Here is a 25,252-nt window from a genome sequence, read left to right as displayed (position 1 = left end):
TATCCACTTCCATTTTACCAAACGGAAAGGTGTTTTTCTGTCAAGAACGAGATTTTTCAATAAGAAATCCTAGTCATATCAAGGCTTAACACTAATTTTCAAGGTGCGAAAGTTGAGTTATTAACATCCTGGTAAGATCGAAAGGGATAGATATAGCAGTCAAAAGATATATTTTTCACTCAAAAATAGGATAGCATGCAATATTCCATATTATTTTTGCCTTGATGCCCTTACCATGTCCTTACCAATCCATATAATACATTGTATCTTAATTCAAGGAGGAGTATGGAATGAGCGAAGTAGTTGGAGGATATGGTCACGGCGGTTTTGGTAGAAATGCGGCAGCGATTCTGGTGTTGTTCATTTTGCTGGTGATCATCGCGAAAAGTTTTAGCTGGTAATAACATCAACCATCCATTGACGATGCATTGAGATGTTTACTTTCTTTCAATATTGAATTGCGGAGAAGGCTCATCCGAATTTACAGGGTGAGCCTTTTTCTCTTCCGCATCCCTACTTTTTATTGGCAGAGAGCTTCAGCTCTTCTTTATGACCGTTCCACTCGACAGTCACCTCGATGATCGAATCTTTCAGCGGGATGGCGCCATTGCCGCCGCTTTGATGAACAATCTCCCTTCGCCCGGACAATTCCGTTTCACCGCTTCCTTCCCCGGAAGTGGCCGCATATTTGTATTTTACGGTGCCCACATGAGCCGGGTCGTCCCCTTCGTAAGTCAAAGTCAGCGTATTCCTATGATTATCGTCGATGGTATGGGATACTTCGTACCGTGCCGACCAGTTTTGGCTTTCGCCAGTGAATGCCATGTCGTTATCGTTCAAGCAACCGGCCAAAATAATAACCATAAATAAACCCATGATCGCGCCTTTGATGATAATCCCCTCCCCTGCAAACGAATTAGGCTGCTTATGTAATAAAACGCAGGAAATTCCATGTAGTTACATATTTCCTCATAACTTCTGGCCCTTGGTAGTATGGCTAAAGCCAGGCATCGCCCTTTACTCTGGACCGGGCCCGGTATGGTATACCAGGCCGGTTACCCGGTTACATCCGCAGGACCAAAGATCCGGGCGATCAAAGGGTCGTCTATGCCGGACCGGTATATTCGCAATTGCATGCCATTCAAAAGGTGTTCGCTCCGTTAAACGAGGCCATGCTTGAGCTGTATTCGAAATACAGCCGGGAAGAGCTGCAGACCGTGCTGGATTACGTGACCCACTCCAATCGAATCCTCCGGAATCTCACCGAGAACCTTCGCAAACCGGCGAAGGAGGAACAAGAAAACCGCTGATCCCGATCAGCGGTTTCACACCTCTTCCACCACGAATTGCCCGTCTTGCGACCTAACCCAATAGAGCTCATCGAACCCTTCATGATATGAAGGCGTCTCCAATTTCTTCAGCGTGCTTTTGATTCCGATGTCGGCAACCCGTTCTTTTCCCTGCCTGGTTTCGTTTCTTTCGAGCGATAGCTCATAATCCGGCACGAAGTAGTAACCTATGACCTTGAATCGATGTTTCTTGGCGACCTCGATATATTTTTGCCTATCGATTCTAGTCGGATTGGTATTATCGACGACAAACGGTTGTTTGGCCAGGATCGAAGCGTCAACAAAAATTTGCTCCCGATGTCTTGTTTTTAGCATATCGAGGTTAATCCGGATATGGGTTTTAAAAAATTTTTCTTTATAGAAAGTCGACTTCCCGGAAGCTTGGATTCCGACGAAAATGATGCATTCCCTATTGCCGAAATCGACTTTTTTCAATTTTCTTCACCTTTTTCCATCACGGTGTCGTCATTCCTTCTGGATGCCAATCTCACCCTAATATTTCCATTCATTTTAATCGCCGTTTGATCCGAAAGCAAGTCGGAATATCGATGTTCCCTGCCCAAACGTAAAACGATTTATACCCGCGGCTGTACCCGGCTCTTAATGTGCTCGGCCAGCTTGGCGACGGTTTGCTGAATTTCCTCGTCCTTGCGGATGACGGAAGCGATTTTTTCATGGGCATGAATGACCGTGGTATGATCCCGCCCGCCGAAGGCTTCGCCGATCTTGGGCAGCGAATGGTCCGTGAGCTCCCTCGAAAGGTACATGGCGATTTGTCTGGGAAAAGCGATGGCTTTAGTACGTTTTCGCGCTTTGAAATCATCCGGTTTAAGTCCGTAGTAGCTCCCTACTTGCTCCTGAATGTCCTGGATGGAAATGGTTTGGGGCCGGGATGAGGGGATGATATTTTTTAAGGCTTCGGCCGTCATATGCACGGTAATATCCTGATTGATCAACGAAGAATAGGCGATGACGCGGATCAGGGCCCCTTCGAGCTCACGAACGTTCGTATGGATATGGCTCGCGATATATACCATCGCTTCATTCGGGATGTCGAGATGTTCCGCTTTGGCTTTTTTGCGCAGGATGGCGATCCGGGTTTCCAAATCCGGCGGCTGAATGTCCGTGATCAGTCCCCACTCAAAACGGGACCGCAGGCGTTCCTCCAGCGTGGGGATCTCCTTGGGCTGGCGGTCGCTGGAAATAATAATCGCCTTCCCCATTTCCTTCAAGGCATTGAAGGTATGAAAAAACTCCTCCTGCGTCTGCTCCTTGCCGGCGATAAACTGGATATCGTCGATCAGAAGGACGTCGATGTTGCGGTATTTGTTGCGGAAGGCTTCTCCGCGGTTGTTCATGATGGCATGAATAAATTGATTGGTGAATTTCTCGGAAGAGAGGTACAGCACTTTGGCCTGCGGATTGTGCTCCAGCACATGATGGCCGATGGCGTGCATCAAATGGGTTTTGCCCAGTCCGACGCCGCCGTAGAGGAAAAGCGGGTTGTACGCCTTGCCCGGAGCCTCCGCCACCGCCAGCGCCGCCGCATGGGCAAAGCGGTTGCCGAGACCGACGACGAACGTGTCGAACGTATATTTCGGATTCAAAGCTGCCGCATAGGATTGTTCGAGCGGAGGAGGCTCTTCGATCGCGACCATGGACTGGGAGGAAGCCTGCTCCGAAGCGGCGGCCAGTTCATCCTGCGTAACGATGTGAAGCTCGGGCCGGACCTGCAGGCATTCACGAACGGCGTCGGATATAAGCTTGGCATATCGGTTCTCCAGCCATTCCTGCGTAAAGGTATTCGGCGTGCCGATGACCAGGATATTATCCTGCAGGCTTACAGCCTTCGTGGACTTCAGCCAAGTATCGAAACTGGGTTTGCTGATCTTCTTCTGAATCATAGACAGGACCTCGTGCCATAATTCCTGGACTTGCCTTTCCACGGGCGTTCAACTCCTTATACGTTCAGTAAAACGAAATGATCATCCCGGCTGAGCCTATGAAAAAAGCACCCGTTCTTTCCTGCAAATGCTGTTCGCGGAACCTTCGCAGTAAACGGATGCCTGTGATCCTGATGCTTATGTACAGGCTGCTTTTACTATTCTATCATAAATCGTAGCAGCCTTGAAACGCCCGCATCTATCCGGCATGGGCATGAGCTGGAAGTACAAGCGGCCTTATTCGGACCGATGCTTCGATTAAAAAAAAGAAAACCGCATATAATATCCCCCTTGCACCGATGTTTGCGAACCGTACAACAGCAGCAAACGCAGATCCCGGTCTGAGTATTCCTTCGCGGCATGTTTTAATGAAATCCCGGAATCCGGAGAATGCACCAGCGTGCCGTCCTTGGGATCAATGGCAATCTCCACTTCATGATCCGGCTGGAAACTCGCATAGTAAAAATTCAGCCAAAGCTCCCTACGCTCCGAGTAGAAGCTGCTCGTCAAATATATGGTTCCTCCTTCCGGCTTCAGCAGCGTCCGTTCGAATCTTAACATGGTGTCATCCCCCGGCCGCTGCTTTGACCGCGTTTGCCTAACCTCCAAACGTTTTATTTTTTCTTCCATGCGGCAACCGTTTTTTGATTTGCCTTGCATTCGGGTCGTTTTTTCATAATAAAAACGACAGCCCTGCCCCGGAGCCCGGGAACAGGACTGTCATGAATAACAGGATATACCCTAACCTTATCTGCGGTCCATGGTCATCGGGTAGTTTTTGACGCCGAATACAAAAGAGCTCTGAATCGGCTGCATGCTGCCGCCTGGTTCTCTCCTAAGATTTTTGAATCGATCGAGCAGCGCTTGGAACGCTATTTTTCCTTCCAATCTGGCAAGGGGCGCCCCCAGGCAGAAATGAATGCCGAACCCAAACGTCATATGCGGATTCGGCTTGCGGTCCAGACGGAAAGCGTCCGGGTCGTCAAACCGGGATTCGTCGCGGTTGGCGGCCCCCACCCAGGAGATGACCTGCGCGCCCTTTTCAATGGTCCGGTCCCCGATTTGCACCGTATCCTTCGCAATGCGTCCGATCGCAACGATCGGCGGGTAATAGCGCAGCACCTCTTCAATAAACGCCGGAATAAGCTCCGGCGCCTGATACAGCTCTTCCTGAAGCTCCGGAATTTCGGTAAGCACGCGAACGCCATTGGTGATCAAATTGGTCGTCGTCTCGTTTCCGGCTGCCAGGAGCAGCACGCAGAAGCTTACGATCTCCTTTTCCGTGAGTTTCTCCCCTTCGATCTCCGCATTCATAAGCGCCGTGATCAGATCGTCCTGCGGCTCGATGGCCCGCTGCGCCATAATCCCCTTGAAATAGTCGTACAGCTCCCCCATCGCTTTCATCCGCTTATCGGTAATCCGCCGGAAAGCTTCATCGGACAAATCGTCGGCGCTCTCCACCAGAACGTCGGACCAGTGCTTGAATAGCTCCCGGTCTTCTTTCGGCGCTCCCAGCAGCTCCGCTATGACGATGACCGGAAGCGGCGTGGCAAAATCACGCGTCACGTCCATGGCGTTCTCCGGTACCGCATCCAACAAATGCTCGGCGATGGACTGGATGCGGGGCATCAGCTCCTGAATTGCTTTTGGCGTAAATGCTTTGCTGACCAGATCGCGCATTTGCTTGTGTTTCGGAGGATCCATGAACAGGATGGAGCCGCCGGCTCCTGCCCCCCTTTCGGAGGAGAAGGTTTTCGAATCCTTTAATATGCGCTGCACATCGTCGTAACGGAAAATATCCCAGCAGCCGCGGCTGCCGTCATAACGCACGGGCGTTTCGTTTCGAAGCCGGCGCAGGATATCGAACGGAAACAATCTATTTTCCGGCGTCGCAAGCTCCGTCATGTTCAGCATATTGGCGTATTTCACTTGGTTCATCGGTCCCCAGTCCTTTCCTTTATGTCTGCGAGCTTAAGTCGTGTTGTGAGAGGTCCGTCGTGTCTTGTCTAAACCGTTACAGTTCTCAAAAAAATCATAACATGATTCAAATCGGCCTCTCGACTTACCGGGGTTGTGTTTTTGCTAGGTACTTAAGCATGATCTGCTATCCTTTTCCCGCAAAAAAACAGGATTCAAGCCATGGCAAACAGGCCCAGGGGATCGTGATAACAAAAAAACAGAGCCCGGAAGAATCAAAATCCTTCACGGACCCTGATGATGGATCGGGCGTGCATTTGCGGTGAACTAGTTCGCCTCTTATAGGTTTCATCTATTATTCCTATTTGAATTATATATTTGTGCAATAAGATCTTGGACTGATACAATAACGGTAAACATTGCTTTAAGGGGGAACTAACGATGGATCCGAACGTAAAAAAGCTGTTTGATTCCGGGGCGGACGATTACGATTGGCAGAGGCGGCAATTGATTCCTTGCTTTGACGACTTTTACGGCATGGCCGTGTCTTTGGTCGAGCCGGACGAACGCAGTCCCCGGGTATTGGACTTGGGCGCAGGTACCGGACTGTTCGCCGGCCTCGTCCTTCAAAAGTATCCTGAAGCCAGGCTGACTCTCATCGATTTCAGCGACAAAATGCTCGAAGGCGCACGACAAAGATTCGGTCCATCGGCCGATGTTCAATATGTTGCCGCCGACTACTCTAACTACGATTTTACGGATTCGTACGATGTGATTATTTCCTCCCTGTCTATTCACCATCTGGTTCACGAAGAAAAACGGAAGCTATTTTCCGCCTTGTTCAAAGCCCTCCGTCCGGGAGGGATATTCGTGAATGCCGATCAAGTGCGCGGCAGCACCCCTCAGACGGATGCCTATTACAAAGAGCGATGGCTGGCATCCGTTAACGCAAGCGGTCTTCCCCGGCAAGCGATTGAAGCCTCTATAGAAAGAAGGAAGCTCGACATTAACGCTACGGCGGAGGAACAAATCCAGTGGTTGAAAGAAGCCGGATTCGGCGATGTGGACTGTATGTACAAAAATCTGGAGTTTGCCGTTTTTTATGGCAAAAAATATTAGAGCAAGCCATTCGAAGGCCATCCTATTCATGATGGCCTTCTTGCATGAAATCGGGTTTCAAGTTCACGTTCAAGTCAAAAAATCATGGCTCAACGGGTACGCTTTTGGTTTTGAAATCATGGAAGAACCATGTCTTGTAGGCGTCGATCGGCCGATCTTTCGCGCCCTCAAAGCCAGGCCCATAATATGAAGCGAAATACTCAAACTGGATGACGTCTTTTTTGGTGCCGAAGAAGCGGATTATGATATCGGGATACCTTCGTTCGTCCTTGGAATAGTGTTTGAAGTACGACTCTTCGATTACCGTCCGTTGAAAATCGGATGAAAGAGCTAGTGCTTTCGCCTTCATAAAAAGCTCCTGATCCTCTTCGACGTCCGGCTTGCGATCGAGGTAATAGTTGATCTCAATTTGCGTGGGCGACATTTGGAGTTCCATATCTTTAATTTCTTTATGCTCGGAACGCATCTGCTTTTTAAAGCCGCTCCATTGCTCGGTTTGCAGCGTTTTATGGGACATGCAGCCGGATAAGAAAACGAGAGCATCAAAAAAAGCCGCGAGAATCGCAGCTTGTCATGCATCTATGTTCTGTCATATATTGCGAGGTAAGCTCCGCCTGCTGCTCACTTCGCGGGGACATCCAGTAACTCGGAATCGTCGCCAACTTGAATCTTTGGCTCCTAAGTTTCCGTATAACTTGAGGCAGCGCGTTCACCGTTCCGGTCAAATCCTCGCCTGTTCCGCCATTCATCTTTTAAAAGACCATAATAAACCAGATCGTCATATTCGCCGTTTTTTAACACGTGCTGCCTTAACGTTCCTTCGTATTTCATTCCCAATTTCTCCATCACCTTTCCCGATGCAGGGTTTTTCCCCAAGTGTCGGGCAAATATGCGGTTTAATTTCAGTTGTTTGAATGCATAGTCGACGATTCCTTTTGCTGCTTCCGTGCAGTATCCTTTGTTTTTGTATTCTTTTCCGATCCAATAGGATAGTTCCCCATGATTGAATTTGTTATTGTATCCTATGCATATGGCGCCGATTAACTCGTCTTTTTCCTTATGTACAATGGCCAATTCAAGCGATCGGTCCCCGTTGAAATTGTCCGCATGCGTACCGATCCATTTTTCGGCGACGCCGTCCTCATATGGATGCGGAATATATAAAGTCGTTTCGGCCACATACGGATCCCCCGCCAATTGTTGGACCACCGGGGCATCATCTAAAATAAAAGGCCGCAATACGAGTCTTTCTAACGAAATGGTCGGCAGTGTTTTCATTGGCAACTCCCCCTTTTTAGCTTCTTCATGCCGCATGGTCCTCTTCCCCTTTCGACGCACGCGGCGCGCTTGCTCAATTTAATCGATTATACTTCAACATCCGAGGGTTGTGGGAGAATTGTTCGAAATGCAAAAAAAGAGGATGTCGCGAAACATCATTGGCGCGATGTTCACGTACAGCCTCTTCTGATGATTACCGGCTATAGACCCCTATCCTTCCCGTTTTCGGCATATACGGCGACATTCGCGTATTCGCCGATCAAAGGCGCCATCTGGCGGAAACCGAGCTTGCCGCCTGCAAGCGGAGGTCCGTACGTTTCGCCGTCGTCCTTCCACGAAAAAACCGGAAGGTCGTTAACGGCAAACGTAATGCAGGGTCCGTTTTTTACGATCAGCATTCGGTAGGGCCCGGCCGCATCCATGACGCCCGGAATCGGGTCTGCGCCCTGCGCGACCAGGTGAAAACCGTAGCTTTTGCGCAAATTGCACGTGTGGAATTTACGCTCCTCCGCCCATTTCCTCCGGAAATAGGAGACATGGAAGGCGTTGATTTCGCCGTGATGATACTGGTCGTATTCGCCCGTACGCGGCTTGATCGAAGGATCGAACAAATCCCGGCCGTCCGTGCCGTTTGCGCTAAAAAACATGATCGCCAGTCCCGGCTCGCGCACCGGCCAAAACTCCCATGACACGGCAACGTCGGCCGGAAAATCCTCCGGGCACCACAACACGAAATTGGCGCGTTGTCCCTCCGACTCGTCGCGGACGCTTTCGAGCCGCATCCGGCCCAAGGGAAACGTAACGGCAGCCTCGCCTTCCATCCGAAAACCGGCGATATGTTCCGGCTCGGCAAGCGGGTTAACATATATCACGTCCCAAACTTCGGGGATGAGAGTGCTTTTGGCCGTTTGCACTCCCTTTGCATCGGGAAGTTGCGGTTGCCCTGTTCCCATCGACTTCCTCCTTTCCTTCGCGGCGGGGCTGCCTGTCGGCCGTCCCCGGTCACGCATTGGCTTTTTCCCGTGATGAACAGGCATGCTCAGGCAAAGCGTCCGGGATGAGCGCCAAACTGATGATCGTATTCAACGACCACTGCGACGCCTCATTCGTGTTCATCCACTCCAATTCCTGCACCTCGTCGACATACGTCACGGTAGCGGCGTCCCTTTCCAGGTCGACGGTGGCAAACGGGTGGTTCAGCAGCGTCGACCAGGCAAAATCGGCCGTCCGCCGATCCTTTCGGTACCAAGCCCCGAATGCGACGATCGCGAGCGTCAGCACCGGATGCTCAAACTGTTTCGTGCTGATGGTCCCGCCCGTGATTTGATCCTTCTCTGCCTGGGAAAGGTTATAAAAAACGCCGAAATCGGCCATCATTTCATCCCACTCTTGATCCTTCAGCATGCCGGACAACTCGAACCATACCTGCGGCGCGCCCATGCACAAAGCCAAATGGCGCCCCCAATTATCGTCGCCAATGGAAGCCAGCACGCCCGTTTTCGGGTCATAGCCGTAAGTAGGGCCGGAAATCAGGCCGAAATTCGCCTGCTTAAGGCACTGAATGCCCGTTAACAGCTTGTCGCGATAGTAAGCGTCTTCTTTCCGTTCCCAGCGGGTCATCCAGTTCGAGCTGAATGCGGCCCAGTCCGGGCCGACCCGGATATGGGTCGGATGTTCGTCTTTCGGGAAATAGGCCCGCATCGGATCGATGTGGACGGTCGTATAGTCGGCATCCTTTGCTTCGTCCATCATGTCGCCGATTCTTTCGTCCCCCGTCAAATAATAATAATAACGGTGCAGGCCGGCCATGCCGATCCGTGCTTCCTTGCAGCCGCAGCCCCAATGGACGACGTTATGACGCGAACCGAGCCCGGCGTATTCGCCGAAGTGGTACACGTCGACCTCGCTCGTATGACGCGTCATCGCTTCCGCCATCCGGAAAATATCCTCCCGTCCCGTACGCAAAAACATCAGCCACAGCCACATGTTCGGGGCCAATTCGGTATTTTGCCATGCGCAGCCGCCGAGGTCGTAATTCCACGCATGGCGCGCCGGATCGTAGCTGTGCATGAAATCGCCGTAATCCCAGAAGCCGTACCAGCGCCGCTGCTCGACCTCTCTTTGGTAGAAGGCGACAATGCCGTCCAATTGGTCTTCAAGATGCGCTTTGGCAGGCGTTTCCCGATCCGGCAGGCTCCAAATCCCGAATGCGCCCTGCTGCCGCAAATAAGCCGGCTCGCACGCAAGCTGTGGAGGAGAGTCGTTATATTCCGCGTAAGCTTGCAGTTCCGGCGGGCTTGGGGTTGCTTCGCGGCACCAGATCGTCAGCTCGCTTGTGTTGCCGACGCCGTAGGGGGTTGCGCGCATCTCCTCCGCGCCTTCATAGGATGATTCGACATGCGTTTCGGTATCGTAATGGCGCATGTCCATGGCCGGCGCTTCCGGCGACCAGAACCAAGCCGTCAGCTGCGCCTCGTCACCCGTAAGGCCGTGCGCCTCCATACCGGCGGGATGTTTTTTCCAGAAATGGCGCATGGCCAGCGCAAGCCCTCCACCGGGTCCGCCGACGTATGCTACGCCGCGCGCCCTTCGGCCCTCGGCGGCTTTCACCCAGCTGCAGCCGGGTTGGGTCCGTTTCGCCATCCGGTAGTGGTCGGCCGAAAGCTGCCCCAATTTAAATCCGTCCCAGCAAGCCGAATCGTCCAGCAGGTTCATGAAATAGGCATCGTCCATTTCTTCGTCCGTCAACGTTTCGCCGTTCAATTGGCGCCGGAACTGCTCCAAATATTTGCCTTTCGTCCGGCGCGTATGCAGCGTCTTCGGCGACTCGCTCAAAAAACCGGCATCGCCGGCAAACCGGACGTGACGGTTATACAGGCGCCCGCGCATCGGCAGGGAGAAGCGGATGCCAAGCCCTTTGACGAAATCTTCATTCGGATTGCCGTCGTAAAAAAACGTATGCACGATCCGAATGGACTCCAATCCCGCATACGCGTAGAGACGAAGCGAAAACGGCAGCCACTCGCCGGTTCCGTTCACGGCCCGGTGGCGTCCCGTCAGTTTCACGACCGCCCGTACCGGTCCTGCTTGCTCGACCTTCGCCTCGTAGATTTCGGAATGATACCGCTCCTCCCGGATCGTTCGCACGCCTGTCAGCTCGCTCGCTGCTTCCTTGATGGCGACCAATGTCCCGCCGGAGCATACAACAACGCCGTTGCGGCTTATGCTATCGATGATCCGGCTGCCTTTTTTCGGGATGTGAAACGAAACGACGCCGGTGTCGACGACAATGTCTTTTTCCGTCTCGTCTACGGACAACGGAACCGAAGGCGTCAAAGGCCCCTCATTCCCCTTGGCCACGACGTAACCCTGAGCAGCTCCCGCCGGAAAAACGGCAGCATGCGCCGTCCATTTGACGCTCCCGTCCGGCCAAAATGCGGTCGGCCAGCTTTGCAGCGCCGGCGCCTCTCTGCCGTCTTCCGCCCGAAGCGACAGCTTTTGATCCCGCCAAAGCTCTCCTTCCTTCCAAGGCATTCCCCAAGTTACTCCGGCCGGTACCCGAACCGCGTCCTTCAACCAACGTAATCTTGCCCGCGTATCGTTCATTGGACTCATCTCCTATAACGATGATTTCGTTTCCGTCATGTTTTGACGCCCTCATTGTAGAGAAAGGCGGTTTTACGGGCAATGAGACTTTCTTGAAATGGGGGGTGATGGCCGCATTGCACTATTTCGCATGCCTTGCACAATATTGCGCCGTCTTTTTATCTTCGCAAATTACTCCTCGCGGCTTAGTTCGCGATAACGGGTGGGCGTCATGCCCTCGAGCTTTTTGAAGATCCGGTTAAAATAGCTGTGCCGGTACCCGACCTGTTCGGCGACCGTGTTAATTTTCATCTCCGATTCCCGGAGCAGCTCCTTGGCTTTGTCCATGCGAAGCTCGGTCAAATAATCGATGAAGTTCTTCCCGGTGACCTGCTTAAACGATTTGCTCAGGAAAAACGGATTCGTGCCGATTTGGTCGGCGCAGTCGTCCAGCGAAATGTCATGCATATAGTTTTGCTGCATGTAGATCATGACCTGCTCGATCAGCCGTTTCACCTGACTGTCCGTCCTGCTCATCAGCTCCTTGATGAACGGGGCGATGACCTTCTCCTGAAACCAATCCCGGGCGCCGGCCGGCTCTTTGATTTGCGACAGCTGCTCGTACAAGTTTGCGCCCTTGAACAGGCGGTTCGGCTGAATGCCGGTGACGAGAATCGCGTGCTGCACGGCCCCAAGCAAATGAAGCATCCCTTGTTGCATGTCGATGGCTTTGGCCCCTTTAACGGACAGGGCATCCTGGAAGTCCCGGAGCAGCGCACGGGCATCCGATTCCTGCCCGGTGCGAAGCGCCTGAAGGAATTCCCGCTCCAGCGTAAACGGATACGGCGGTTCGGACGAATCTTCGAAATTAAGCTGCTCCATCTCGATGACCTGATTGTCGTTGTCGCAGTTGCGAAAACTGGCCGCATGCTTCACGCCCTCAAACGCGAGCGGGATATCGCTGATCCGGGCAGTTGCCCGGCTGACGGCTATCGCCACCCGCATGTTGAGAATCCGGTTCACCGTTTGCGCCAGTTCGTCGCTGAATGCTTTGACCGGTTCCGAAACGGAGCTCCCCTCCGGCATGATCAGCAGCACGCCCGACCCGAGATCATGGAAATTGATCGTGCTGCTTTGCTCGAAATGTTCGGCCGCCAGCTCTTCGATCATATTGACGGCGGCAAAAGTAACCAGCCCTTCGTCCCCGAATTTGAATTTCCCCTCCATGCTGGCGATTCCGGTCAATTGAACGTAAAGGACGACGAATTGTTTGCCGCGTACCTCCCATTTGTACCGCTCCATCCGCGACCTCAAATCCTCCTCCGAATAGGCGTACAAATAACCTTGGAGCAGCTGATGGAGAAAACTTTCCTTCACGTGCGGCAGCTGCTCCAGCAATTTATTTTGCAGTTCACGGCTCTCCCGGCTCAAATGCTGCCATTGCCGCTCGATGATCGTAAATTCGTCCACCCGTCCCCCGCCAGCCAAGGAGCCGTTCGGCAGCAGCGTCGCCATCAACCGCTTGACCGGCGAATACACCCGCCTCGAGGCAAACCATGCCAACAGCGACGCAAGCAGGAGAGCGCTCAGGCTGACCGACAGAATAACCTTGGAAATCAAAACGACCGGAGCCGTTATGTTCGTGATCGGCGAAGCCGACGCGTATACCCAGCGATCCATGATGCGCGCAAAATAGCCGTAAGTGACGGCATAGGTCGAGCCGTTCCATGCAAGAAGAAATGATCCTTTCGCGTCTCCGTTCGCTTCGACTTCGTGCCTGACCGCCGCGACAAACGGTGAATCCGGAGCGTTCCCGTTTGCGGAGGCGTATAAGCTGCCGCCCGCCTCCATGAGAAAGTTTTCGCCATCGGCGTATGGCGTCATCGTTCGCAGCGCTTCCGCGACTTGATCGTTGTCCAGGCGGACGATCAAAGCGCCAAAGGGCGTTTGGCTTCCCCCCGGAATAAGGTGCACAAACGTCAATTCGCGTTTGCCGGGCTGGTCCGGGTCAAGGGCAAGCTGCGCCCAATACGTCGTTTTTCCGGCATGGATGAGGCGATCGTAAAGCGTAACGCTCCGCCGATCCGTCAAAGCGGAATATTCCGGATAAAACAACACCGGCTGATCCCCCTGCAAATAGAGGCTGACATTGCGGATCATCGTATTGGAGCCCTGCATGACGAGAAGCGTATTCGTGACGTCGCGCGCCTTTTCAAAATCTCGCACGAAATCATGATCCGCCAGCGAATAATCAAAGCGCGTATCGAACGCCCAATGCGCCAGCATCATCTCAAGATTGGACAGTTGTTTGTCGAGGTTCAGCGACCGCTGCTCGATCTGGCTGTTATGAAGCTGGAGGAGCTCCTTCTCCAGCCTGCCTCCGGCCATGCAATAAACGAGAATCCCCGTAATGATGCCGGGAATGCCGGCTACGAACAGGAACAAAATCAAGCTTTTTCGATAAAAGCTGCCGGATCCGCCCGATAAGCGGGCCAAAACCTTCTTTCTTCCCATCATCCGCTCACCAACCAAATCATTATTAATCCTGCCCCATATTTCTGCTCGATGCCCCACCAATTATGTAAGCGAATACATATAGGTCGGGCCCCAATCATCCGCTTGCGGTTAGAATACCTTGAACTTTGCCGCCGAACCAGCAAGTTTTCCGAGCGATTTGTTCAAAAAACGGAGAAACCGAAAAAAGAAGAGGCTGAGGCCCCTTCTTCCATGGCTGGCACAACTTTTAGAACCCGGCCCCCCATCCGAAAGCTTCACGCGTTCAGGATTTCGATGCCGCGTACAGCTCGTTGATTTCCTTCACGTAATCGTTGCCGCCCGATTTTTTCCACAGTTCGATCGCGTCGCGCCAGCCTTTTTCGTCGATCTGGCCGACGATGAATTTAATGCGGGCATCGTTAATGATATTGCCGAGCTGCTGTCCTTTTTGCGAGTAGACTTCGGAAATAAACGGCTCCGCCGGGTTGGCGACGATCGTATCCCTGTTTTTCGCCTGGATTTCCGTTTGCTTCAGGCGAAGCGGCGTTTGTGCCACTTGAAGTCCCTTGCCTTCGGGAATGTACGGCACCATTTGGTTCAATCCTTCGACTTCGGACTCGAGCAGGACGGAATCCGGGCTTCTTTCCAGCGTTTTATCGTCGATCTTTTTGTAATGCACCCCTTCCAGCCCGAAGCTGGTCAACGTCTGAAGGTCCGGTTCGTTCAACTGGTCGAGGAACTTTAAGATGCGGTCCAGCTCCTCTTCCGTTTTCACGCTTGACTTCGGAATGGCCAGAAGGCCGGAGAAACCGGAAGTCGGCAGCGTACGCAGTTGGCCGTCCGGCCCGGTCAAGGCGCCGAACACGTCCATATAATGCTCCCTTGCGTCCTCTTTGCCGGCTGCCTTCAGCGCGGCGTGGATTTTATCATCCACGCGCGCCGCCCCGTCGACGACATCGATAACCGCGCCGGCTTGGCCGTTCACGAGCGGATCGGTCCACTTCGCGGAATCCATCACGGCAAAATCCTGGTTGACGAGTTTTTCGTCATACAGCTTTTTCATGAACTTGAGCGCTTCAACATACTCTTCGTATTCGAATTCCGGCACGAGCTTGCCGTCCTTTTCGCCCCATACGTTCGGCGCGCCGAACCATAGCTTGATCTGGTCGAAGCCTGCGCCCCAACCGGCCGTCCACTTCACCATGACCAGACCGTACGTATCGTCCTTTCCGTTGCCGTCCGGATCCTTCTCCTTGAAAGCCTTCAGCATGTGATAAAAATCGTCGATCGTTTTCGGCTGTTCAAGGCCGACCTTCTCCAGCCAATCCTGGCGGTAATACACGCCGTTGCGCCCGAGCTCGCGACCGCGGTATACGCCGTACGTTTTGCCGTTTATGGACGCGTTGTTCAGAATGACTTCGCTGGCCTGGCCAAGGTTCGGGTAATTTTTCAGCTTGTCGGTCAAATCCCAGAACGCGCCGGATTTTACCGCGCTTACGAAGCTGGGGCCTTTCGGGTCGGGCACGTAAATGATTTTCGGCAAGTTGCCGGATGCCAGCGTGATATTGAACTTATCCGCATACGAGGCATTGGGCACCCACTCGAAATGGATGTCCGTTCCCGTCCGCTTTTCGAGCTCGGCCGCGACGGGGCTGTCATCCTTCGGATAGTTCGTTTTGAAAACCGGGAGCATGATGTTCAGCTTTAACGCTTCTTGCCCGCCCGTGGAGGCGTTTGCGGAAGGAGCCGCGGACGAATCCTTCGAATCGCCAGCGCCGCCGCCCGATGAGCAGCCTGCCAGGGAAACGGCGCAAACCGTGCATAGGACTAGAAAAGTCGAAACGCGTTTCGTTTTCATGGTCTTTTTCTTCACTAAAAATGCCTCCCTTTATGGTTAAGATCATATGGCAAAACCGGACGCGCCCCAAGTGAAATATCCGTGTTTTCTGTTCAAATAACGGAGCATTGCCGGGATCGCATGCCGGTAAAACGGCGTCACCCTTTCACCGAGCCTAGCAGGACGCCTTTGGCAAAATGCTTTTGCAGGAACGGATATACGCACAATATCGGTAACGTGCCGACCACGATCACGGCCATTTTGATCGATTGGTCCGGCGGCTTTACGAAGTTCGGGTCCATCGAGTTCAAATCGCCGGCAGCCGCTTGCGACAACAGGACGATCTGGCGCAGCATCACCTGCAGCGGCCATTTCCCGGGATCGTTAATATAAAGCAGCGCCGAAAAAAAATCGTTCCAATGCCCGACGGCGTAAAACAGCGTAAACGTGGCGAGGACGGGCATCGACAGCGGCAGCACGATCCGCCACAAGAGGCCAAGCTCGGAGCAGCCGTCGATGCGGCCGGCCTCCTCGATCTCCTTCGGAATTTCCTGAAAAAAGTTTTTGACGATGATCAGGTTAAACGCGCTGATCGCTCCCGGCAGCATCAGAGCCCAAAGCGAATCGAGAAGATGCAGTTCTTTGACGACCAAATACGTCGGAATCATGCCGCCGCCGAACAACATGGAGAAGATGACGAGATTCAGCACCAGATTTCGACCGTACAGCCCCCTTTTGGCTAAGGAATACGCCATCGTGACCGTAAAAAACAAGTTCACGAGCGTGCCGACGACCGTCACGTAGACGGAAACGCCGATGCTTTTGACGATGGTGCCCGTGGAAAAGATGAATTCGTAAGCGTTCAACGTGAACGTTTTCGGGATAAAAAATACCGCTCTTGACGTCAGCTCCGCATCCGAGGCAAAAGATCCCGCGATAACGTAGACGAAAGGGAGCACGGCCGCCAGGCCGAACAACGTGAGCACGATATAATTGGCCACGTCGAACGTGACGCCGGCCGCGGTTCTGTAATGCTTGGCCATGGATGGAATTCCCCTTTCCGTTAGTAAAGTCCGGATTCTCCGAATTTTTTCGCGAGCCAGTTCGTGCCGAGCACAAGCGTGACGCCGACCACCGATTTGAACAGCCCGACGGCCGTGCTGTAGCTGAAAGCGCCTTGCGTAATCCCCATCGCGTAGACGTAAGTGTCAAACACCTCGCCGACCGAACGGTTGAGCGGGTTCAGCATCAAATAAATTTGCTCGAAGCCGTTATCCAGCACGCTGCCCATCCGCAAAATAAGAAGAATGACGATCGTGCTGCGGATCGCCGGCAGCGTAACATGCCAGATCTGGCGCCAGCGGTTCGCCCCGTCGATCCTGGCCGCCTCGTATTGCTCCACGTCGACGGCCGCCAGCGCAGCAAGGAAAATGATCGTCCCCCAGCCGCACTCCTTCCAAATCGTCTGTACGATGATCATCGGGCGGAACCAGGCCGGATCGGACAAAAACTGGATTTTATTGCCCGTATATTGGTAAAGCAGCTCGTTGACGGTTCCCCCTTCCGTCGTCAAAAATACGTAAGTCAAACTTGCCACGATCACCATCGATATAAAATGCGGGACGTAAATCATCGTTTGAATCGTGCGCTTGAAAAACGCCAGCCTGACTTCGTTCAACAGTAGCGCCAAGAGGATCGGAGCCGGGAAAAAGAAAACCAGGTTGTAAAACGACAACAGCAGCGTATTGCGCAGCAGCATAAAAAACTCGGGGTTGTCAAAAAACAAGCGGAAATGCTCCAGGCCAACCCATTCGCTTTTCCAAAACCCGGTAAACGGCTGATAGTTTTTAAAGGCCAGCAGGACTCCCCACATCGGGACGTATTTGAACACCAAAAAATAAAGCAAGCCTGGGAGCAGCAGCAGGTAAAGCCATTTATCCCTGCGAAGCCTTGCCGCGAAGCTCGTACGGTAGGCCGCCTGCTCGGGAGCCTGCGGAACGTTTCCCCGGGCCGTAACCTGCTTCATCGCTTTCCACCTCCAATATGCGTTTATCGCCTCGACGCAAGCGTTGTGGACCCATTATGCGGCAGCGCTTTCTTTTCCGGCAATGAGACATTTTTGAAGGATTTCGGGCTATGATTTGCAGGCGACCTTTAAAAAAGTGCAAACCCGGTAAAAGAGTGGAAACCGGCGTCCAACCTTTTGCAAAAATGTTCGATTGCGTTAAAGCTCCTTCTGCTTTTAAGGTGAGGTTGGATGTCATTCGGAAGAATGGAGTGAGACGCACATGTTGAAAAAGCTTTATCACGGAGCGGCTTTTTATCCCGAATTGTGGGACGGGGAAGTCGTGCGCCGGGATATCCGGCTTATGGCCGAAACCGGCGTGAACGTCGTTCGGATCGGAGAATTCCTTTGGTCGACCATTGAACCCGCCGAGGGACAAATCGACGTCACGCCGCTTGCGGACGTCATCGGCAGATTGCATGCGGCCGGCATCGACACGATCCTGTGCACCCCTACCGCCACGCCGCCGATCTGGTATTCGCACGGCCATCCCGAGCGGCTGTTCGTCAACGCGGAAGGCATGGCGCTCGGACACGGGTCGCGGCAGCACGCTTGCACGAACCATCCTGTTTTCCGGGAAAAGGCTGCGATCATCATCGAGCGGCTGGCCCGGGAACTGGGACGCCTTCCCGGAGTCATCGGCTGGCAGCTCGACAACGAGTTTAAAGCCCATGTATCCGAGTGCATGTGCGCCGAATGCCGCCGTCTCTGGCACGCATGGCTGGAGAAGCGTTACGGCACGGTGGATCGGTTGAACGAACTTTGGGGAACGCGCGTCTGGAGCGAATCGTATAACGCTTTTGACCAAGTGCCGCAGCCCGGGCCTACCCCGTTCCTGCACAACGCGTCGCTGCAAACGATGTATCGTCTCTTTTCGATGGAGAAAATCGCCGAGTTCGCGGACGAGAAGGCCGCGATCATCCGGCGATATTCGGACGCCCCGATTACGCATAACAGCAGCGTCGCCTTTCATCTCGACAACGAGCGGCTGTTCCGGCATCTGGACTTTGCTTCATTGGATACGTACGCCAGCTCGGCCCATTACGCCGCTTATTTGCTGAACTGTGATTTATTCCGGAATTTCAAGCCGGGACGGCCCTTTTGGATCATGGAGACGAGTCCTTCCCACGCCGGCTCGATCGCGTCCAGCGGCGTCCCCCATCCGAACGGCTATTTGGCTGCCGAAGCGGTTGCCGCTTACGCGTTGGGTGCCGAAGGTTTTTGCTATTGGCTGTGGAGGCAGCAGCGGGCCGGTTCCGAGCAGCCGCACGGCGCCGTCGTCAGTGCCTGGGGCCAACCCGGGATCGGGTACCGGAACGTGCTGCAAGCGGAGCGGGCGCGCCAGGCGATCGAGCCCCACATCATCGCTACCCGTCCGGCCCAGGCGCAGGTCGCCATCACCTATTCCGACAAAGCCAAAGCGTTTCTTGCGACCGAGTCGCACGGCAAACTTCGCCACCGCGGGCTGGTCAGCGGCGCGTACGAACGCGTGCTCCGGACGGGCATGCACCGGGATCTGGTTCCCGAGGGAACCTCCCTTGAGGGCTACAAGCTGCTTTGGACGCCCTTCGTTCCGCATCTATCTTCCGATTTGATCGAGCGGTCGCTCGCCTTCGTGGAAAACGGCGGCATTTGGATCGTCGGACCGCTGACAAGCATTAGAACGGAAGAGCATACGGTCCCGACCGACGCGGGACTCGGCGGGCTGGAGCCATTCGCCGGCGCGGAAACGGTGTTTACGTACGCGATGGACGGAACGGGCACGCTGGGCGAAGCTTTTGGGATGAAAGCCCCCCTTTCGCTCTGGAGCACCGTGTTTGAAGTTTCGGAAGCTATAAGTATGGGCAACCTATCCGGCGGCCCTTCCCCGGGCTTGTCTTTCCTCACCGAGGTTAAGCGCGGCAAAGGCAAGCTCGTGCTGCTCGGCTCCATGCCGGCGGGCGACGACGGCAACGAGATGCTGGAACGCATGCTGATTCACTACGGGAACGAGGCTAACGTCACGCGGAGGGCGGACACGACAAAAGGAACGATCGTGGCGCCGCGCGTATCGGAGACGGAGGAATTGTGGGTGATCGTGAACATGAACGGAGAAGGCGGCAGCGTAACGCTACCGCACGAAGGAACGGACAAAATCAGCGGCGCCATCGTATCGGCAGGCAAGCTTGAAGTCGGTCCGTACGAATACCGCGTCATTGCTTTTCCTGCAGCCGCCTCCTTGCAATAAACGAAGAACAGCGTATCTAGCTGGGGAACCCGGGGTCGATCTTATTTCCGCTTTGAAGCTGACGGGTCGTCGTTCGTACGAGACATATTTGTATCCGATAAGTTCATCGAAATGTGCAAGAACCCGGCCGTCCATACGACGACCGGGTTCTTTAGGTTCATTTATTTTTTCAGATGGTACGGCACCGTCGTTACGATAACGTCTTTGCGGTACAGCAAATACGTGCGAATCATCAAACTGGTTTGGTTATGCAGCAGATTTTGCCAGCTCCGCTTCGGTATGAACTGGGGAATGACGACCGTCACCTGATAGTGGGACTCGCTGGCCTTTCGATGAACCGTATCGATGAATTTGCTCAGCGGATGGATGATGCTCCGGTAAGGGGAAGGCAACGTCACCAGCCGGACGTCCGGCCGCCACTTCTTCCATTTTTCTTCGAAGCGTATTTCCTCTTCCTTTTCAAAAGGGATGTATACGGCAATGATTTGGTCCGCCGACAAGGATTGCGCATAATTCAACGAATGTTCGACCACGTGCGTGATGCCGGACACCGGAAGGATGACGACGTTTCCTTCGATCGGAACCGCCGGTTCGCAGGTCGACAAGCGAAGCTGCTCGCCCACCGCTTCATAATGCTTTTTGATTCTGTGGAACAAATACACGATCAAGGGCAAAAATATCAACACCGGCCATATTTGCGGGAACTTGGTCACGAAAAACATGAGCGATACGGTGAAGCTGATGAGCGCGCCGATCGCATTGATGATAAGTTTCGTTACCCAGCCTGCGGGTTTTTCCCGCACCCATTTTACGATCATCCCCGTCTGCGACAACGTAAAAGGAATAAAGACTCCTACCGCATACAGCGGAATCAAATGCTCCGTTTGCCCGTGGAAGGCAATGATCAGCACGATCGACAGCAGCCCAAGAATGATGATGCCGTTGGAATATCCGAGGCGGTCGCCCCTTACGGTAAACATTCTGGGAATGAACCGGTCTTTGGCAAGATTCACCGCCAGCAGGGGAAATGCGGAATACCCCGTATTCGCCGCCAAGATCAAGATCAGCGCGGTGGTTCCTTGAATGATAAAATACATGAAATTGCGCCCGAAGGTTTCCTTGGCGATTTGCGATACGACCGTTTCCTGCCCATTCGGGGAGATCCCCAAATAATAAGCCAGGAACACGATACCCGAAAAAAGCAGGGCCAGCAGAATGCCCATGGCCATTAACGTTTTGGCTGCATTTTTAGGGGCCGGATCTTTGAAATTCGGTATCGCGTTGGATATCGCCTCGACGCCGGTCAGCGCCGAGCTGCCCGATGCAAAAGCTTTCAGCAGCAGAAACAAGCTGATCCCTGCCACCGGCGTGCCGACTGGCGTATGCAGGTTAGGCGAAACCTGGCCGGTCGCGATATGGTACAGCCCGACGGCGATCAAAATGAACATCGCCAGCGCGAATAAGTACACCGGATACGCCAAGATGGAAGCCGACTCGGTGACGCCTCTCAGATTCAGGAGCGTAATGAGGATAACAAACGTGACTGCGATCGCCACCGTATGCTCATGCAGCACGGGAAACGCCGACGTGATGGCGTCCGTTCCCGCCGAGACGCTCACCGCCACGGTCAAAATGTAATCGACCAACAGCGAGCCGCCGGCCACCAATCCAGGGTATATCCCCAAATTTTGCTTGGATACGACGTATGCTCCCCCGCCATGCGGATAAGCGAAAATGATTTGGCGATACGAGAGAATCAATGCCGATAATAAAATAAGGACCCCGATTCCTATCGGAATCGAATACCAGAAAGCCGATGCGCCGACCGTGATCAGCACCAGCAGGATCTGCTCGGGACCGTAGGCGACGGAGGATAACGCGTCCGAGGAAAGTATCGCAAGTGCCTTCTTTTTGTTGAGCTTTTGTTCTCCCAATTCCGCAGATTTTAGAGGACGTCCAATGAGGAGCCTTTTTAACGCTGCCATCGTGTCATTCACCGCCACTGTTCAAGTTGAAGTTCCATGAAAGTATCCTTATTGTTTCCCCTTTTGGCCCATTTGGGCACACCAAAAAAAGCCACAGGAAAGTTGGGCTTTCCCGCGGCTTTCAAAAGCGCACGACAAATCCTTCTTTCATAACGCCTACGAGGTTAGCTGACGGATTCGGGATTGAAAGTATCCCTACACTCGACCTGCGAACATAATCAAGTGATTCACCCCTGGGACGAAGTTCCCTTCCTCCCGTTGGTTCCCCCGCTTCTGAATACAGAATTCAGCGATCAAGGAAAATGACAATTCAGGATCACAAGTTCATTTACGAATGAAATCATACTCCCGGCGGATACTTACTGTAAAGAGGCAAAGAATCATATTGAAGCGCGAAAACGGGCAAATTGAATCCATGGCATCGCTTACAACGGCTGCATCCTGTTTTTTTTGGCCGTAGCCATGGTTCACGCCTGTTTTTGGCCGACGCTTAGAGCAGAGGCGAAATAAGCCTCATCAGCGATTCCGAAATACGTTTCGGAATGCCTCGTTTCTGGAAGGAGTCCCAAGCGATGCGGACGGAGTCCTTGAAATCCTGCTCAAAATCGCGTTTGATGTCCAACACGGTTTCGGATTCGTAGAGCACCGCGGCAAGCTCGTAATTCAGCTCAAAGCTGCGGATATCCATGTTGGCCGTGCCGATCGATGCGATTTCGTCATCCACCAGCACGATTTTGGCATGCATAAAGCCGTCTTTGTAATGATATATAGAGGCTCCCGCCTTAAGGAGGGGCGTAAAGTAGGATTGGGATGCCTGGTCGCTGATCACGCTGTCGCTTTTTCCCGGGTACAAAATACGTACATCGATGCCTGCCGCCGCGGACAACCGCAGCAATGTTAATGTTTCCTGATCCGGTATAAAATATGGCGTGGCGATCCAAATCGATTTTTTTGCCGACGCCATGATGGCCAACAGCGCGTTGCGAATGCTTGTATCCTCCGAGCTTGGGCCGCTGGCGACGATCTGAACGGCCCCATTCGCCGGGACCCCCTGATCCGGAAAATACGACCTGTTCATGTAAGCGTCCCAGGAGTAATGGTTTTGGCCGCTGGTTGCGTACAGCCAGTCTTCCAGGAAAATGGCCTGCAGTTTATAGAGCGCCTTTCCTTCGATTTTCAAGTGGCTGTCGCGCCAGACCGGGAATTTTTTGGAACGGCCGAGATATTCGTCGCCGACGTTCAGCCCTCCGGTAAAACCGACCACGCCGTCAACGATGACAATTTTGCGGTGATTACGGTAATTGACCGTTTCAAGAAGCCAAGGCGAAAAAATAGGATCAAACTCGACGACCTCGATGCCGGCATCTTTCATCGGCTGCAAAAAGCGTTTACGCAACCCGTTGCTGCCCAATCCGTCAAAAAGAAAACGTACGATCACGCCCGATTCGGCTTTGCGGATCAGCGCGTCCCGAATAGCGGTACCGATGCGGTCCGAACGATAAATATAATACTGGATATGGATATGATGCGCGGCCTTTTCGATGGCTTGCAAAATTTCCGAAAAGGTTTCGTCGCCGTCGGTCAGCAGCTTGGTTTCGGTTTCCGTTGCTGCCGGGCCGCCGCCGAACCTTTCAATGACCTTGATGACATATTCCGACCTCTCGCTTAACAAAGACAACGGGGCCAAATTCAAACGCCTGCCCGCCAAAATCTCCCGGAACAGCTTTCTCTGTTCTTCCGCCCGGTGCAGATGTTTTTTCCGTCTCCAGCGGCTTCTGCCAAAAAGCAAATACAACAGCACCCCTACCGCCGGAAGAAATGCCAGGATCAAAAACCATGCCAGCGTGCTTTGCGGCGAACGGTTTTCCATAAAAATGATGAAGCCGATGCCTATAATGGAAAGCGGCCATAAAATGCCGATCAGCGTCGACAGGCGGATCACGGACCTGTTCATGACAAAAAGGCCGATCAGCACCAGGACTACGACGATCACGATTTGAAAAACGCGGTTTTTCATATGTAGTAAAATCCACCTATTCTCCGATGTATAATTGGGGTCCGACTAAAGTGTACGTTCTCATCCTGCTCCTCTCCGCGAAAAAATAAGGACATGCTGCTCTCTCAAAAAAATCAAAATCCTGCTGATACACCCTTAAGGTACTGCTTATGCCATTTTAAATACTGCATGACGGTATGTCTATACATGCTGGTTAAGCTGCTTGCTTTCCCCCTGAATCATCAAAAAAACGGACAAGCAATCTTGTTGAACGCTAGTCCGTTTCCGTTTGTTCATTGTTCCCCTTATGGAGCTGTTTTCGCTGGACATGGGCCAATCCCCATTGATGCAAGGCTTCCAAAATCGGAGACAGGCTTTTGCCGTATTCCGTGATGGAGTACTCCACTTTCGGCGGGATTTGCGGATAAACGACCCGTTTAACGATCTCTTCCTCCTCCAATTCGCGCAGATGGAGCGTAAGCATCCTTTGCGTGATATCGGGCAGCAATCTTCTTAGCTCATTGAACCGCAACGGTTGGCCCTGAAGCAAATGATAGAGGATCATCGGCTTCCATTTGCCGACGATCGAATCCAAGGCCACGACGAATTGGCATTGGGCAGGGTTCTTTGGCATACGTTCGCCTCCTTTTCAGTACCTTTTTTGATACTATACCACATTATTGTGCCTACTTACCATAAGTAAGTATATATTATATGATCAGCATTGGAAGTGAAATTTCATTTAATAACAGAAGGGAAGTTTGAACCATGGCAACCGTATTGTACATCACAGCGCACCCCCTGCATCCCGAAGAGTCGTATAGCCTCGCGGTGGGCGCGGAATTTATTGAAGCATACCGTAAAGCAAATCCGGCAGATGAAGTCGTTCATTTGGATCTGTATAAAGAAAACATTCCGCAGATCGATGCCGATGTTTTAAGGGGGTGGGGAAAGCTTCGGTCGGGTTCGTCATTCGATCAGTTGTCCGAAGCGGAGGAATCAAAAGTAGCTCGTCTTGAAGAAATTCTTCATCAATTCATGGCAGCCGATAAGTACGTTTATGTCTCCCCGATGTGGAATTTTTCGGTCCCGCCGGTGTTGAAAGCATACACGGATGCGACCTCGATTCCGGGCAAGACTTTCAAATATACCGAAAATGGTCCTGTAGGACTGTTGCCCGGCAAGAAAGCCTTGCACATTCAAGCCAGCGGTTCCGTTTATTCGGAAGGTCCTCTTGCTACGATTGAAATGGGATTCAGCTATCTGAGCAAGATTCTGCGGTTTTACGGGATTGAATCAGAGGCTATTTTTGTGGAAGGAACGGCAGTATCGGAGCAGGCACCATTCGTAAAAGAAAAAGCGATTGCACTTGCTAAGGAAGTTGCGAAACGTTTCTGATTCGTATAATTATTCCTGAATCATAAAAAAAAGCCTGTTGAAATTTTTCAACAGGCT

General features: G+C 52.9%; 21 protein-coding genes and 1 riboswitch. Of the genes, 5 read left to right on the top strand and 16 right to left on the bottom strand.

What is annotated here, in order from left to right; genetic code table 11:
• Window positions 1-290: 290 nt before the first annotated feature.
• A complete protein-coding gene (locus KI367_RS17825; RefSeq protein WP_156124671.1) occupies window positions 291-401 on the top strand; it encodes a sporulation protein YjcZ in 111 nt (36 codons plus the stop codon).
• 112 nt (window positions 402-513) lie between these two features.
• On the opposite strand, the gene KI367_RS17820 is transcribed toward KI367_RS17825, so the two are convergent.
• The gene (locus tag KI367_RS17820; protein ID WP_212951301.1) at window positions 514-876 is read right to left on the bottom strand and encodes a hypothetical protein; all 363 of its coding nucleotides are present in this window, start codon (window positions 874-876) and stop codon (window positions 514-516) included.
• A gap of 254 nt (window positions 877-1,130) precedes the next feature.
• Here KI367_RS17820 and KI367_RS17815 point away from each other — a divergent pair, with 254 nt between their 5' ends.
• Window positions 1,131-1,310: a hypothetical protein gene (locus KI367_RS17815; RefSeq protein WP_212951299.1), complete on the top strand. Its 180-nt coding sequence runs from the start codon at window positions 1,131-1,133 to the stop codon at window positions 1,308-1,310.
• Between the two features lie 15 nt (window positions 1,311-1,325).
• Here the strand turns inward: KI367_RS17815 and KI367_RS17810 are convergent, their stop codons facing one another.
• From KI367_RS17810 to KI367_RS17795, 4 genes are all read right to left on the bottom strand, one after another.
• Entirely contained in the window at window positions 1,326-1,784 is a 459-nt protein-coding gene (locus tag KI367_RS17810) for an AAA family ATPase (RefSeq protein WP_212951297.1), read from the bottom strand.
• Window positions 1,785-1,924: 140 nt separating this feature from the next.
• The gene (gene dnaA / locus KI367_RS17805) at window positions 1,925-3,253 is read right to left on the bottom strand and encodes a chromosomal replication initiator protein DnaA (protein ID WP_246537060.1); all 1,329 of its coding nucleotides are present in this window, start codon (window positions 3,251-3,253) and stop codon (window positions 1,925-1,927) included.
• Window positions 3,254-3,550: 297 nt separating this feature from the next.
• A complete protein-coding gene (locus KI367_RS17800; RefSeq protein ID WP_156124670.1) occupies window positions 3,551-3,853 on the bottom strand; it encodes a hypothetical protein in 303 nt (100 codons plus the stop codon).
• 186 nt (window positions 3,854-4,039) lie between these two features.
• The gene (locus KI367_RS17795) at window positions 4,040-5,230 is read right to left on the bottom strand and encodes a cytochrome P450 (RefSeq protein WP_212951294.1); all 1,191 of its coding nucleotides are present in this window, start codon (window positions 5,228-5,230) and stop codon (window positions 4,040-4,042) included.
• Between the two features lie 420 nt (window positions 5,231-5,650).
• Here KI367_RS17795 and KI367_RS17790 point away from each other — a divergent pair, with 420 nt between their 5' ends.
• Window positions 5,651-6,328: a class I SAM-dependent methyltransferase gene (locus tag KI367_RS17790; protein WP_212951292.1), complete on the top strand. Its 678-nt coding sequence runs from the start codon at window positions 5,651-5,653 to the stop codon at window positions 6,326-6,328.
• An 82-nt stretch (window positions 6,329-6,410) separates the two neighbouring features.
• On the opposite strand, the gene KI367_RS17785 is transcribed toward KI367_RS17790, so the two are convergent.
• The 8 genes from KI367_RS17785 to KI367_RS17750 all read right to left on the bottom strand — a co-directional run bounded on the left by KI367_RS17785 (window position 6,411) and on the right by KI367_RS17750 (window position 17,550).
• Complete coding sequence (locus tag KI367_RS17785) at window positions 6,411-6,845, bottom strand: hypothetical protein (protein ID WP_212951290.1); 435 nt, start codon at window positions 6,843-6,845, stop codon at window positions 6,411-6,413.
• 161 nt (window positions 6,846-7,006) lie between these two features.
• Window positions 7,007-7,606 (bottom strand): GNAT family N-acetyltransferase, encoded by a 600-nt coding sequence (locus KI367_RS17780; RefSeq protein ID WP_052147198.1) that lies wholly within the window; start codon window positions 7,604-7,606, stop codon window positions 7,007-7,009.
• 200 nt (window positions 7,607-7,806) lie between these two features.
• Complete coding sequence (locus tag KI367_RS17775) at window positions 7,807-8,559, bottom strand: DUF1961 family protein (RefSeq protein ID WP_212951289.1); 753 nt, start codon at window positions 8,557-8,559, stop codon at window positions 7,807-7,809.
• A 49-nt stretch (window positions 8,560-8,608) separates the two neighbouring features.
• A complete protein-coding gene (locus KI367_RS17770; protein ID WP_212951287.1) occupies window positions 8,609-11,212 on the bottom strand; it encodes an exo-rhamnogalacturonan lyase family protein in 2,604 nt (867 codons plus the stop codon).
• Window positions 11,213-11,383: 171 nt separating this feature from the next.
• Window positions 11,384-13,705, bottom strand: coding sequence for an AraC family transcriptional regulator (locus KI367_RS17765; RefSeq protein ID WP_246537059.1), 2,322 nt, complete (start codon window positions 13,703-13,705; stop codon window positions 11,384-11,386).
• 265 nt (window positions 13,706-13,970) lie between these two features.
• Window positions 13,971-15,545 carry an extracellular solute-binding protein gene (locus KI367_RS17760; protein WP_212951315.1) on the bottom strand — a complete coding sequence of 525 codons (1,575 nt, stop codon included), beginning with the start codon at window positions 15,543-15,545 and terminating at the stop codon, window positions 13,971-13,973.
• A gap of 137 nt (window positions 15,546-15,682) precedes the next feature.
• Window positions 15,683-16,567, bottom strand: a complete 885-nt coding sequence (locus KI367_RS17755; protein ID WP_212951284.1) for a carbohydrate ABC transporter permease — start codon at window positions 16,565-16,567, stop codon at window positions 15,683-15,685.
• A 20-nt stretch (window positions 16,568-16,587) separates the two neighbouring features.
• Window positions 16,588-17,550 carry an ABC transporter permease gene (locus KI367_RS17750; protein WP_036713282.1) on the bottom strand — a complete coding sequence of 321 codons (963 nt, stop codon included), beginning with the start codon at window positions 17,548-17,550 and terminating at the stop codon, window positions 16,588-16,590.
• A 262-nt stretch (window positions 17,551-17,812) separates the two neighbouring features.
• Between KI367_RS17750 and KI367_RS17745 the strand changes: the two genes are divergently transcribed.
• Window positions 17,813-19,816: a beta-galactosidase gene (locus tag KI367_RS17745; protein WP_281422511.1), complete on the top strand. Its 2,004-nt coding sequence runs from the start codon at window positions 17,813-17,815 to the stop codon at window positions 19,814-19,816.
• A gap of 161 nt (window positions 19,817-19,977) precedes the next feature.
• Here the strand turns inward: KI367_RS17745 and kimA are convergent, their stop codons facing one another.
• The 3 genes from kimA to KI367_RS17730 all read right to left on the bottom strand — a co-directional run bounded on the left by kimA (window position 19,978) and on the right by KI367_RS17730 (window position 24,431).
• Window positions 19,978-21,801, bottom strand: coding sequence for a potassium transporter KimA (kimA, locus tag KI367_RS17740; RefSeq protein WP_212951283.1), 1,824 nt, complete (start codon window positions 21,799-21,801; stop codon window positions 19,978-19,980).
• 139 nt (window positions 21,802-21,940) lie between these two features.
• Window positions 21,941-22,103, bottom strand: a riboswitch (cyclic di-AMP (ydaO/yuaA leader).
• A 188-nt stretch (window positions 22,104-22,291) separates the two neighbouring features.
• Window positions 22,292-23,818, bottom strand: a complete 1,527-nt coding sequence (locus KI367_RS17735) for a cardiolipin synthase (protein WP_212951281.1) — start codon at window positions 23,816-23,818, stop codon at window positions 22,292-22,294.
• 253 nt (window positions 23,819-24,071) lie between these two features.
• Window positions 24,072-24,431: a winged helix-turn-helix transcriptional regulator gene (locus KI367_RS17730; RefSeq protein WP_036713278.1), complete on the bottom strand. Its 360-nt coding sequence runs from the start codon at window positions 24,429-24,431 to the stop codon at window positions 24,072-24,074.
• A gap of 134 nt (window positions 24,432-24,565) precedes the next feature.
• Between KI367_RS17730 and KI367_RS17725 the strand changes: the two genes are divergently transcribed.
• On the top strand, window positions 24,566-25,195 hold the full coding sequence (locus KI367_RS17725; RefSeq protein ID WP_212951279.1) for an NAD(P)H-dependent oxidoreductase: 630 nt from the start codon (window positions 24,566-24,568) through the stop codon (window positions 25,193-25,195).
• Window positions 25,196-25,252 lie beyond the last annotated feature (57 nt).

Origin of the sequence: Paenibacillus cookii, assembly GCF_018333375.1 — a bacterium.
Lineage (GTDB): Bacteria > Bacillota > Bacilli > Paenibacillales > Paenibacillaceae > Paenibacillus_AQ > Paenibacillus_AQ cookii.
This window is presented reverse-complemented; position numbering and strand designations above follow the sequence as displayed.